The 12,648-nt window shown below is 66.8% G+C and carries 10 protein-coding genes and 1 pseudogene; 9 read left to right on the plus strand and 2 right to left on the minus strand.

Going from position 1 to position 12,648, the window contains the following annotated elements; translation table 11 throughout:
• Positions 1–18: 18 nt before the first annotated feature.
• From IR212_RS12660 to IR212_RS17125, 9 genes and pseudogenes are all read left to right on the plus strand, one after another.
• Positions 19–1,332: a TrbL/VirB6 family protein gene (locus IR212_RS12660; protein ID WP_194396247.1), complete on the plus strand. Its 1,314-nt coding sequence runs from the start codon at positions 19–21 to the stop codon at positions 1,330–1,332.
• A pseudogene (locus tag IR212_RS12665) lies at positions 1,329–2,793 on the plus strand (SCO6880 family protein). Before IR212_RS12660 ends, IR212_RS12665 begins: the two are co-directional and overlap by 4 nt.
• 89 nt (positions 2,794–2,882) lie before the next feature.
• Positions 2,883–3,596 (plus strand): hypothetical protein, encoded by a 714-nt coding sequence (locus tag IR212_RS12670; RefSeq protein ID WP_194396248.1) that lies wholly within the window; start codon positions 2,883–2,885, stop codon positions 3,594–3,596.
• Positions 3,593–5,074, plus strand: a complete 1,482-nt coding sequence (locus tag IR212_RS12675) for an ATP-binding protein (RefSeq protein ID WP_194396249.1) — start codon at positions 3,593–3,595, stop codon at positions 5,072–5,074. Before IR212_RS12670 ends, IR212_RS12675 begins: the two co-directional genes overlap by 4 nt.
• Positions 5,075–5,118: 44 nt before the next feature.
• Positions 5,119–6,117 (plus strand): DNA-processing protein DprA, encoded by a 999-nt coding sequence (gene dprA, locus IR212_RS12680; RefSeq protein WP_194396250.1) that lies wholly within the window; start codon positions 5,119–5,121, stop codon positions 6,115–6,117.
• Positions 6,118–6,280: 163 nt separating this feature from the next.
• Positions 6,281–7,978 carry a type IV secretory system conjugative DNA transfer family protein gene (locus IR212_RS12685; RefSeq protein ID WP_228479308.1) on the plus strand — a complete coding sequence of 566 codons (1,698 nt, stop codon included), beginning with the start codon at positions 6,281–6,283 and terminating at the stop codon, positions 7,976–7,978.
• Positions 7,979–8,106: 128 nt separating this feature from the next.
• Entirely contained in the window at positions 8,107–8,553 is a 447-nt protein-coding gene (locus IR212_RS12690) for a single-stranded DNA-binding protein (RefSeq protein WP_194396252.1), read from the plus strand.
• A gap of 8 nt (positions 8,554–8,561) precedes the next feature.
• A complete protein-coding gene (locus IR212_RS12695; RefSeq protein ID WP_228479309.1) occupies positions 8,562–9,149 on the plus strand; it encodes a hypothetical protein in 588 nt (195 codons plus the stop codon).
• A gap of 401 nt (positions 9,150–9,550) precedes the next feature.
• On the plus strand, positions 9,551–10,141 hold the full coding sequence (locus IR212_RS17125) for a transposase (RefSeq protein ID WP_273542098.1): 591 nt from the start codon (positions 9,551–9,553) through the stop codon (positions 10,139–10,141).
• Here the strand turns inward: IR212_RS17125 and IR212_RS12710 are convergent.
• On the minus strand, positions 10,131–11,165 hold the full coding sequence (locus tag IR212_RS12710) for a zinc-dependent alcohol dehydrogenase family protein (protein ID WP_194396254.1): 1,035 nt from the start codon (positions 11,163–11,165) through the stop codon (positions 10,131–10,133). The two genes, IR212_RS17125 and IR212_RS12710, sit on opposite strands and share 11 nt — an antisense overlap.
• A gap of 24 nt (positions 11,166–11,189) precedes the next feature.
• On the minus strand, positions 11,190–12,602 hold the full coding sequence (locus IR212_RS12715; RefSeq protein WP_194396255.1) for an MFS transporter: 1,413 nt from the start codon (positions 12,600–12,602) through the stop codon (positions 11,190–11,192).
• Between the last annotated feature and the right edge of the window lie 46 nt (positions 12,603–12,648).

The following is a 12,648-nucleotide window of genomic DNA, read 5'->3' on the forward strand; positions in this document are numbered from 1 at the left end:
AAAGACCAGGCCCCCACCATGAGCGTCTGCGATGTGCCGATCATCGCCACCGTATGCGACGCGGTGGGTGAGGGAAGCGCATCTCTCATCACCGCACCCTTCAATTGGCTCGCCTTTGCGATGGGATCGGCCGCTTCATGGATGTTCGAGGCGGTCTGGAGCGCATTCGACAGCACAACGCTCGTCGATGTGAAGGCGCCCGGATACGTCGACGTGTTCAATGTGCTCTTTGGGGTCGCCGTCTTCGTCACCCTCATCTTCTTCTGCTTCCAGCTCATCGCGGGACTGGTCCGCCGCGACCCCAGCGCGCTCTCACGAGCAGGACTCGGGCTGGGCAAATCGATCCTCGGCTCGTTCGTTGTGATCTCGCTGACGGGTCTGCTGCTGGAAGTCACGGACCAACTCGCGATCGGCATTGTTCAGGCGACGGGGAACACGATGGCCGGCATGGGCGATCGAATCGCATTGCTCGTCGGAGGCCTTGCGACGATGAACATCACGACGCCCGGAGTTGGCGCGATCGTCACGATCTTTCTGGCAGGTCTCGCGATCAGTGCCGCAGCGATCGTCTGGTTCTCGTTGCTCATCCGCAAGGCACTCCTGCTTGTCGCCATCGTCTTCGGCCCCATCGCACTCGCAGGGTCGACCTGGGATGCGACGAAGGGATGGCTTGGCAAATGGACTGCGTTCGTCGTGGCGCTGATCCTCTCGAAGCTCGTGCTTGTCGTCATCTTCCTGGTCGCGGTCGCTCAGGTCGCCGCGCCGATAGACGCCGATCTAGCGTCGATCAGTGACCCGATCGCAGGGATCGTGCTGATGTTCGTGGCCGCCTTCGCGCCGTACATCACGTACAAATTCCTCAGCTTCGTGGGCTTCGACATGTACCACGCCATGTCGAGCGAGCAGGAGGCGAAATCCTCCCTGAACCGCCCCGTTCCGATCCCGACCGGACCCGTGACGGGCAACGCCGCGCAGATTCTCAGCGCGACCGGAAAGCGAGGCACCGCGTCGGCCGGCGAAGCCGCAGCGGCCGCGCGCGGTTCCGCCGGCACGGGAGCCTCCGCGGCCGGCGCAGTCGGAGCGGGCATCGCGGCAGGCGCGGCTGTCGTTCACGGCGCAGCTACCGCGGGGCAAAGAGCGGGGAGCGCCGTCGGCAGCTCCGCCGCAGCCCAGAGTCACGCGGCCAGCCTCTCGGGGTCGGCATCACAAAACCCCGGCGCCATCGGCCGCCCGCATGAGGCTCCTGCCGGAGTAGCAGTGCCAGGACACCACAACTCTGCACCCCGCCCACCCGTGAGAGTCCCACCGCGACGGGGAGAGATGCGACCATGACCCGATCGGAACCGAGCTCGAGCTTCCAACCCGTGCCAGTGCAATTCTCGCGGCTCAGTCGCCGCGGCATCCTGCTCGGCCTCACCCTTCCACAGCTCCTCGCCGTCTCATCCGCGTTGCTCACGATCGTTCTCGCGCTCTACATCTCGGGAGCCGAGGCAGTCATGTGGACGGCGCCGATTTGGGTTTCGGCTGTGGTTGGTGCGACCCTCCCTGTTGGCGGTCGCAAGGTCGTCGAATGGACGCCCGTCATTGCCCGGTGGTGTCGGCGCGTGCTCTCCCGACAACTCACCTACCGCAAGCGGATCGAACAGCCACGCCCTGCGGGCACCCTCGCGCCCCGGCGATGCCGCGCGCCTTCGCGAATGGGTCGACACCGAGTCCGGTGCGGTGATGATCCACGATCCGCACGCGCAGACCCTGGCTGCGGTTCTCACGGTGTCCCATCCCGCGTTCGCGCTGCTGGACCCCGCGGAGCAGCAGCATCGGCGCGTCACCGGATGGGGTCGTGTACTTGCGGGCGCATGCCGATCAGGGCGAATCGCGCGGTTGCAGGTCTCCGAGCGGACCCTGCTCGACTCGGGCACCGGGCTCGACGACTGGTGGGACCGGCACGGCGTGGACGATGCGGGCTGGGCTGCGTCGACGTATCGAGAGCTTATAGATCGCGCTGGTCCGGCGGGCGAGCGTCACGCCACGACGATCACCATCGCCGTCGATCTCCGAGCAGCCGCCCGACAGATCCGTGCCGGCGGTGGAGGCATGCGCGGATCGGCGAGCGTCCTCCGCCAGGAGATGGCCGCCGTGACCGCAGCACTTCGCGCCGCGGATCTTGTAGTCGGCGAATGGCTGGGTCCGGGACAGCTCGCCGCGGTGCTGAGGTCGGCTTACGATCCGGCGACCAGTCTCAGCCTGGAACGGCATCCGTCGATCGGACGATCGCTTAGCGACGCCGGCCCCGTTGCCATCGCCGAAAGCTGGGACGGGCTCCGCAGCGACACGGCGCATCACGTCGTTCTGTGGATCAGCGAGTGGCCGCGGTCGCAGGTGTACCCCGGGTTCCTTTCGCCCATCGTGCTGTCCAACGGCGTCCTCCGGAGTCTGTCCATTCACTACATTCCTGTGCGATCGGATCGCGCCGCCCGCGACATCCGCCGGAAGAAGACGGAGCTTCTCAGCGACGCTCACCAACGGCACCGCATTGGACAGACCGAGGATGCTGCCGCAACGGCTGAATACGAGGACGTGTTGCAGCAGGAAGCCGACTTGACCGCGGGACACGGCGTGCTCCGAACCATTGGACTGATGAGCATTTCTGCTCCCAGCCGGGAGGAACTCGACGTCGCTGTCGCCACCGTCGAGCAGGCGGCGATCCAAGCGTCCTGCGAAACCCGTCGGCTGGTCGGTCAGCAGGCACAAGCATTCGCAGCTGCCGCGCTCCCGCTGTGCCGACCCACATAAATCCGCTTCCCCGCGTCAAAAAGTGATTGGAGAAGGTCATGGAACCTCACGGGACTACCCGTCAAACCGCGGCCGCCGCGTCGAGTGCGATGAAGGATCTCGCTCAGGCGACAATCGCCATCGACAACCCTGCCGATCTCCACCTGGTCGTCGACGAACTTCTCGGTTCGCTCCGGTCACTCGTTCAAGTCGCCGACCAGCTCGCTCATGCGCACATGCACCATCGTGGACGCGCGCGCACCCATGACGGTGATGCAGCCCTGGGCGCACACGAAGCAGACGGCGCCACGTGGGCACTCGTGCGAACCCGCGAGCTCCTCCACGCAGCCCAGGGCGCCACCGACCTCGCTTCCCAGGACTCGGGCCAAATCGCATGGGCCCCCATCGAGAAGAGCGAGCGATGGGTGAACGTCGTGTTCCAGCAAGGTATCGACGCTCACGAAGCGCTGGACATCCTCGAGCGGTCAGGTGCCCAGGCAGCTATCCGACACCTCTCGCGCTGGGACTACGGCGACGAAACGACGGAGGCTGCCCTCGCCAACGGGTACGTCTATGAGGGGATCCCCCACTGCCCGACCGACCATACCGCCGAGGACCCGGCTTCCGGGTACGCGCTCATCCATAATCCGACGCTTGGCTACGTCTCGCTCGTGCGTCGCTTCCGCTCCGGCGCAGATGACCTCGGCGATGCGTCCCCAGCCACCAAAGCTCCAGCGGAGCCGTCACCATCGCGCGCCACGCCGCATTGGATCTCGTCGCGTCCCAGCGTCCACCGAGCAGGCGCGAGGAGCGTCTCGCTGTGAAAGAAGATGAACAGCTGCACGCCAGCACCCTGATCAACCCGCACGGCGAACGTCGCCATCTGCGACGCAGCCGCGAGCGCGACGCCGCTCGGCTCGAGGCCGATGCTCGAAAGACTCGCGCCCTCGATTCGAAAGAACGCTGGGCAGCCCAGCGCGCTGAAGCCCGGGCCGCAGCTTACTTGCCGGCCGCGGGTGAGCCGGGGCGGGCAGCATTGCGAATGCCGGGCCGCCTTCGCCTTCCTCAGCATCAAGACACGTCCGCCACGCTGGCCGGCCACTACCCGTTCCTGGCCGAAGCGGGGCTGGGCTCGGCCGGGGTCTTTGTCGGCCAGAACCTCTACTCCGGTGGCTCGTTCGTCTATGACCCGTGGGTGCTCTACCAGCGCGGCCTCATCACGGCGCCGAACGTGGTGCTCGCCGGCATCGTCGGGTCTGGGAAGTCATCTCTCGCCAAATCGCTATACACGCGCTCCCTCCCGTTCGGACGCCGCGTCTACGTCCCGGGCGATCCGAAGGGTGAACATACTGCGGTCGCAGAGGCGGTCGGGGGCCGTGCGATCATCCTCGGTCACGGACTCCGCAACCGTCTCAACCCCCTCGACGAAGGACACCGCGCGTCGGCCCTATCCGACGCGGAGTGGGCCGCTCAGATCGCTTCTCGACGCCGAGATCTGATCGGGGCTCTGGCGGAGACCGTGCTCGAGCGCTCCCTCACACCCCTGGAGCACACTGCGATTGATCTCGCCCTCACGGACACCGTCCGCAGCGCGGAGGTGCCGATCCTGCCCATGGTCGTCGAACGCATCCTCTCCCCCAGCATCGCCGAGGATCGCGAGCGGCGGCTTGTTGAAGATGGCCGACTCGTTGGGCATGCGCTCCGTCGACTCGTCGCCGGCGACTTGGCGGGGCTGTTCGATGGTCCGTCGACTGTTCGCTTCGATCCATCCCTGCCGATGGTGTCGCTCGACCTGTCCCGCGTCGCAGAGAACTCCACCCTCGTCTCTGTACTGATGACCTGCTCATCCGCATGGATGGAGTCGGCATTGGCGGATCCGTCCGGCGGGCAGCGTTGGGTCATCTACGACGAGGCGTGGCGCCTGATGGCCTATCCGGCGTTGCTGCGCCGGATGGATGCCCAATGGCGCCTGGCACGACACTTCGGCATCGCAAACATGCTCGTCTTCCACAAGCTCTCCGACCTTGACAATGTCGGTGACTCCGGTTCGGCGATGCGCGCCCTCGCCTCGTCGCTCCTTGCCAACGCCGAAACCCGCGTCGTCTACCGGCAGGAACCCGATCAGCTCGGCGCCACTGCGGCTGCGCTCGGCCTGACTCGCACGGAGATGAACCTGCTCCCGTCCCTCGGCACCGGTCAGGGACTCTGGCGAATCACAGACCGCAGCTTCGTCGTCCAGCACCAGTTGCATCCCGACGAACTTGCTCTGTTCGACACCACCGCCCGAATGACGGCGGCCTGACCGCAGGCGCTCCCCGACGCACCTGCCTGACACAAGGAGGCACCATGTCCCACTCGTTCTCCGAAGACCGCCTCGCCCGAATCAGCCTCGCCGCCGCCTCCGAGCCCGGCGACACCGTCACCGGCACCCTGATCGCGCGGGTTGGCGCGGTCGAAACTCTCGCGCTCATCACGTCAGGCGCACCGCTCCCTACCCCGATCGATCCCGCCGAAGGAAGCCTCTGGCGGCGAAGGCTCGCGCCTCGACTCGATCCGGGCCTGGTCGATCGCATCCTCGCTGAGATGGAACGCCGAGCGCTCACGATGCTGACGACGGAGGATCTCGGCTGGCCGGCGGAACTCCAACAACTGGGGTTCCAGGCTCCACTCGCCCTGTGGCTCAGCGGAGAACCGAGCTGCCTCGAAGGCGCCACCGCGAGCCGCATCACGCTCGTGGGTGCCCGTGCGGCTACAAGCTACGGTGAACACATCACCATGGAGCTCGCCTCCGACCTCGCCTCCCAGGGTCGGATCATCTACTCCGGCGGCGCCTACGGCATCGACGGTGCCGCACACCGAGCCGCCACGATGGCGCACCCCGGATCGACGATCGCCGTCCTCGCGACAGGGCTCGACCGTGCCTACCCCGTTGGCAACCAGCAGCTGTTCGAGCGCATCAGGGAATCCCACGGACTCCTGATCAGCGAACTCCCCCCGGGCTCGTCCCCCACACGGTGGCGGTTCCTGCAGCGCAACCGCATCCTCGCGGCCCTCACCGGCGCCACCGTCGTCGTCGAGGCAGGGTTTCGGTCCGGATCCCTCAACGTCGCCGGCCAGGCACACGCCCTGGGCAGGCCGATCGGTGCCGTCCCCGGGCCTATCACGAGCCCCGCCAGCGCCGGCTGTCACCGCCTGCTCCAGGAAGGGATCGCGACCATCGTCACCGACGCCCGCGACGCGATCGATCTCCTGGACTCCACGAATAGCAGCGGAACCGACCGCCCCTTCAACTTCGCCACAGCGACGCGCCTGCCCCTTCGCACCGAAACCGACCGCAGCCTGTGAGCGCCTTCCTCCCCCTCCCACTTTCCTGCGGGGCCCGCCCGTGAGACCGCCAGGGGCCCCGGCCAGCTACGGCGACGCGCTGACGAACTTGAGCCTCGGCCTACTGATCGCCGGAGCCGCTATCGCGGCGCTGCTCCGCGCGGCAGGCTCAATCGCCACCTGGATGACCGGTCTGACCCAGCCCGCCGGCGGGATTGCCGCTGGGCTGGCTGTGCTGCTCAACCCCAGCGACCCCAGCGCCGCCCTGGAGGCGTCGGGCCTCGATCCGGTCGTCTACTGGGTGTGCGCCGGCCTGCTCATCACCATGGCGGTCGGCGCCAGCATCCTGATCTGGCGAGTCGTACGCGGAAGAACCCTCAGAACAGTCGACCCGCACCGCATCGAGGGAATCGCCGGCCGCGCGGACGTCGCCAAGGCCGCGTCCCGAACCGCGCTCATGCACCGAGCCGCCCACCTGCGACCCTCCATGACGAACGCGAAGGCGACCGACGTCGGCTACCTCATAGGCCACGCCCCGTCGGCCGCGATCTGGGCGAGCGTTGAGGACTCGATCCTCGTGATCGGCCCACCACGATCCGGCAAGGGCGCGCACATCGTCATCAACGCGATCCTCGATGCCCCCGGCGCCGTCGTCACCACCTCCACCCGTCCGGACAATCTCACCGCCACACTCCGCGCGCGCGAGCGACTCGGGCCTGTCGCTGTGTTCGACCCGCAGCAACTCGCCGATGGGGTTCCTGCGGGGCTGCGATGGTCGCCGATCCGCGGCTGCGAAAACCCACTCACCGCGATGATCCGCGCCGCCGGGCTCGCCGCCGGCACCGGCTTGGGCGCCGGCGGTGTCGAGTCTGGCGGATTCTGGGAGGCGAAGACCCGCACTGCTCTGCAGTCGCTCCTTCACGCGGCCGCACTCGCGCATCGACCACCCGGCGAACTCTTCCGCTGGACACTCGACCCCGCAGCCGCATCCGACGCGGTCGCGATACTGATCAACGACTCGCGCGCGGCGACCGGGTGGGCGGACTCACTGCAAGCGATGCTCGAGTCCGATCCCCGAACCCGAGACTCCATCTGGCAGGGCGTCTCTCTCGCACTCGGAGCGCTCGCGGATCCCCGCGTTCTGGCCGCCGTGTCACCCGCCGAGGGCGAATCGTTCGACCCCGAGTCCTTCCTCCGCAGCAACGGCACCCTGTACCTTCTCGCCACCGGCGCCGGCGCCAACAACTCCGCCGCCCTTGTCGCCGCGTTCGTCGAGGATGTCGTCGAATCGGCGCGCCGGATCGCGGCCCGCAATCCCGGAGCACGGCTTGATCCTCCGCTCCTGCTCGCGCTCGACGAGATCGGAAACCTCGCCCCGCTTCCCTCACTGCCAACACTCATGGCTGAAGGCGGCGGCACCGGAATCACCACGATGCCGGTGCTCCAATCGCTGACCCAAGCACGCTCGAAGTGGAGCGACAACGCCGCCGGCGCAATTTGGGATGCCTCGATCGTGAAGGTCATCCTCGGTGGGGCGTCCAACTCCCGCGACCTCCAGGACCTGTCCACGCTTATCGGCGAGCGTGACGAGACCACAGACTCGGTGACCGTCGGCGACCGCGGCTCCCGATCCTCGCAACGCTCCATCCGCCGCGTCGCGATCATGCCGCCTGACGTCATCCGCACCTTGCCCTTCGGCACCGGCCTCGTGATGTTCCGCGCAGCACCACCCATCGTGACGCGACTGCGGACGTGGACCTCGCGCCGCGATGCCAAGGCGCTGCTCGCCGACCGATCGGGCCTGGAGACGCTCCTACAACAGCATCCGGTACTCATCGCGGATCCCGCTCCGGCCGAGGATGATCCGACGGAGTGGGGGTAGTCTCCACGGACCCAGCAGTTGGGTCCGTGCTGCGCGCCCGACACGATGCACCTCATCGGATGGCACGACATGCACACCTTCTCGGTAGAGCGGACTTACCAGTTCGCCCCTACTCAAGGATCAGTCCGATGGCTCTACACACCCAGCAGTCCATCTCCGGCTTCATCGCCTCGGAGCCGCAGCAGTCGATTACCGAGAACGGAGACACCCGTCTCTACGTCCGGATCGGTCAGCCGCACTTCCGTCGCAACGACGACGGCACCTTCACCGAGACGGAACCCACCTTCCACGACATGGTCGCCTACCGCGCCACCGCCGAACGAGCACTCGCCCTCCTCGCCAAAGGCGACAGCTTCATCGCAGAGGGATACACGCGCACCTACACCGCCGAGCGCGACGGGAAGGTCGTCGAAGCAGAGGAATTCGTCGCAAAGAAGCTCGGACACGACCTCGCCCGCACGAACTACGCCGTCGACCGCAGTCGCCGGTTCACCGCGGCCGAACGGGAAGCGCCGACCCGTCCCGTATCTCCGAGCGGGTCGAAGGCTACTGCCGCAAGCGCGCTGGGGCTCTGACGATCGCAATGTCAGCCACATTCGGGGGCCTTGGCGACGGCGAACACGATCCGCAGGTCGACGGGGCGTCGTCGGACGAAATCGACGGGCCCACGAAGTCCGAACCGCCTCGCCCCGTGAACTGGAATCTGCTCACGGCCGAACAAGCAGAGGTCGAGTGGGTGGATCTCAACCGATGGGTGAACTGGTTGCGCCACACGTACGGGCTTCCGGCATCCGTTGTCCCTCCGTTCTGGCACCGGCATCCCGAACTGGTCTGGGAACTGTCCGCGCTGCACGTCCACTGGCTCTGCGCGTACGACCCCGAACAGCACGGATCCGCACCCATCGGCTGGCAACACGACTTCGCCGCCGCCCGCGACCGCCTGCACGAGTGGGTGAGTGTGTGCGGTACGCGGCTCGATAGGGATCGCCCGACACGGCAGACCTCATGGCCGGGTGAACCTCCTGCCGGCGCGATCGAGGACGTTGTCATTCCGGATCGTGACGAGGACTTCGTGCAGTTCGTCCTCAGCGACATCGAACGAAGACGCGAGGCAACTCGCCTCTTCTACTCCACGGTGGGGCAAGGTCATCCGGCCAATCCTGATCCGTAGTCAAGCGGGAACCGTCGTCGTCGGGCCCCTGCGGACACTGGCATCGCCGTGCTCGGTGCACATATTGGTGCACACATACGCGTCATCGACTTGGTCGTGCTGTCAGGCTCGCTGCTCGCGCGTGAAGCGACGGACCCATGGAGCAAAATCGCCCCGTTTGAGCACGACGTTTCACAACGTGCCCTGATGCCACTCGGCGCCCGCTGCTCATGCGCGAACGACTACCGGCGGAGACGGAGGGATTTGAAACTCGCCTTGAGAGTTCCGGGGGCTCGAGGTCGGAGAGACCGAATCGCAACCGTTCTGGACCACGTTCCTCCGCTCGTTGAAGGCCCGCGGCCTCGGCGGAGTGAAGCTCGTGATCAGCGACGCACACCGGGCTGATCGCTGCGGTCGACACCGTGTTCGCCGGCGCCAGTTGGCAGAGATGCCGGGTGCTTTTCATGCGGAATGTGCTCACCCCCTACCGAAAGCGGCCGGTCCGATGGTCGCGTCGATCATCCGCACGATCTTCGCGCAACCCGATACCGAGCACGTGTTCGCCCAGTTCCACGAAGTCGTCCGGATGCTCACCGGGTCGCACCCGAAAGTCGCGGACATGCTCGAGGACGCCAAGGACGACCTGCTCGGCGTTCTGCCAGTTCCCGTTCCAGCACTGGCGTCAGATCTGGTCCACGAACCCGCTGGAACGGGTGAACAAGGAGATCAAACGACGCACCGACGTGGTCGGCACGTGCCCCAACCCGGCCGCGCTGCTGCGCCTGGCCGGTCACGTCCTGCTTGAGCAGCACGACGAATGGGACGGCGCGGACCGCCGCTACTTCAGCGAGCAGTCCATGGCGCTGCTGCACTCCGACACCGAGGAGGTGAGCATCCCCGGAACTGACCGCGGCATAGTCAGAACAGCTGACCCGCACGGGGTCGAGAAACTCCACCAACCAGCGCGCCGTGACGGTCACCGTTGCTTCGTTCAGGTTTCCACTAACGGATGAGTATGCGGGACTTGGTGTCGTTGGGCCGGATCTGTAGCTTGCGCCCGTTGCCGGCTCGGAACATCTCCAGCGCCTCGGCGTACTGATCGAGCGTGAAGGAGTGGCTGATCATCGCGGTCGCGTTGATGGCGCCGGCTTCGAAGAGCTCGACCGCGCGACCGAATGAGTTGTGCACAGCCATCGATCCGACGATCGTCACCTCGTCGCGATACACCCGGAACGGCGAGAACTGCGCGGTGCGATCCGCCGGGGCGACGCCGAAGTCCTGGAAGTACCCGGCCGGCTTGACCCGGCTGAGCGCGTCTTCGATCGCGCGGATGTTTCCGGTGCAGTCGATCACGACGTCCCACTGCGCACGATCGGCGTCATCCGCCGAGGTGTGGCGCAGCTCGATCCCGCACTCCGCCGCCGTCCGGAGCCGGTCCTGGTTGAGATCGACGATCGTCACCGACGCGGCGCCGGCGCGCGTGGCGAGTTGTGCCATGAGCAGGCCCATCGTGCCCGAGCCGTAGACGAGGACGTGGTCGCCGAGGCGGCGGGGCAGCACGTCCCACCCTCGGATGGCGCACGCGAGCGGCTCGATGAGCGCGGCTTCGTACAGATCCGTCTCGGGCTTCAGCTTGTAGACGTTGCGCACCGGAGCCGTGAACAACTGCTGCGAAGCGCCGTCGGAGGCGACGACGCCGAGTCCGTCCCAGAACCTGCACAGGTTCTGATGACCGTTCAGGCAGTATTCGCAGTCGCCGCAGACGTTGCTGGGGTTGACGACGACGTGATCACCCACCTGAAGGTCCGCGACGCCGCCGGCAGCCCCTTCGCCGAGGGCGCGAACGACGCCCGTTGCCTCGTGACCGGGCACCAGCGGGAAGATAGTTCCCTCGAACTCGCCGTCCAGCACGTGGACGTCCGTACCGCAGATCCCGACGGCCGCGGTCTCGATGAGGACCTCGCGGTACCCGGGGGCGGGCACCGGGCGGTCCTGTACCGAGAGCTCTCCCTTGGAGCCGAAGACGATTGCGCGCATGGGTGTGTCCCTTCCTGCCGTCGTCTACTGTGCCGACGCCGCGACGTGCGCGGCTTCACGCGATGAGCCGGAGTCGTCGCTCTCACGGAGTTCCAGGTCGCGCGCGATCTCGGCGAAGCGGGCGTCGGTGAGCGGATAGAAGGCGACGAGCACGATGCCGAGCGCCACCAGCACTGCAGGGACCGCGGCGAACGACATCCGGATACCGGCAAGCGCCGTATCCGATTGGATCGCCTGTCCTGCGACGTAGCCGCCCCATGCCAGTACGAACGCTCCCACGGCACCGCCGAGCGACGCAGCCCATTTCGTGACGAACGCGAAGACGGCGAAGGCGACGGCCTCGGCGCGCACCCCGCTGCGCCATTGCCCGAACTCGACGGTGTCGGCCTGCATCGCGAAGCACATCACGACGATGAGTCCCAGTCCACCGTTGAACAGGCCGATGCCGGTGAAGCCGGCGACGACGCCATCGGCGAACAGCAGGACGATCGTGCCCGCGAACGACGTCGTCGCAGCGACGAAGAAGGTCCGCCGCTTGCCGATGCGGCGCACGAGCCAGGGCGCCAGCAGCGCAGCGGTGACGGTGAGCGCGAAAGAGATCCCCGAGACGATCGGAGCGAGCTGAAGCGCGCCCAGGATGTCGCGCATGTAGTAGATCATCGCCCCGTTGAAGACCGCGGCCGCCGAGAAGCAGAGGAACGCCGCGAAGGAGATGATCAGGAGGGGTCGGTTCGTGATGAGCATGTGCAGGCCGTCTCGGGCGGAGACGGAACCGGAGGGTCGTGCCACACGCTCGCGGGTCCCGAAAGCGGCAGTCACGACGAGGATCGTGCCGATGACCCCGAGGATGAGGATGGTGACGGTGAACACGGTGCGCAGATCGCGGTCCGGGGTCAGCATCGGCAGCACGAGGGCGACGACGAGCGTCTGAACGCCGAGGAGCGTGATCGAACGGGCGCTCGAGAGCTTGGTGCGGTCGGCTGGTCGCTGCGTCATCGAGGCGCCGATCGATCCCAGCGGGATGTCGAGGCAGCTGTAGAGCACCCCGAACAGGGAGTAGGCGACGACCGCCCACGCGACGGTGCCGACCGGACCCAACTGCGGGATGGAGAACAGCGCGACCGTCGTGATGAGGATGGGGATCGGGATGATGAGCAGCCACCGGCGGAATTTGCCGAACCGCCCCGGCTTCCACTTGTCGATGATCAGCCCCAGTGGGATGTCCACGACGGCATCCAGTCCCCGCATCAGCAGGATGATCACGCCCGCGACAGCTGCCGAGATACCTGCGACATCCGTGAAGTAGAACAGCATCAGCGATGCCGTCGGGATCATGAAGAACGCGACGCCGGCCGTTCCCGATCCGAACGCGGCGAGCGAGCGGAACCTGAGCGGTTGCGATGCGGATACGGTTTCGGTCGATGCTCGTTCGGTCATCGTCTCTCCTTCGAGTGCGATGGGCGCTGCGGAACACGCTGCATCA

This window comes from Microbacterium atlanticum (genome assembly GCF_015277815.1).
GTDB classification, from domain to species: Bacteria; Actinomycetota; Actinomycetes; order Actinomycetales; family Microbacteriaceae; genus Microbacterium; species Microbacterium atlanticum.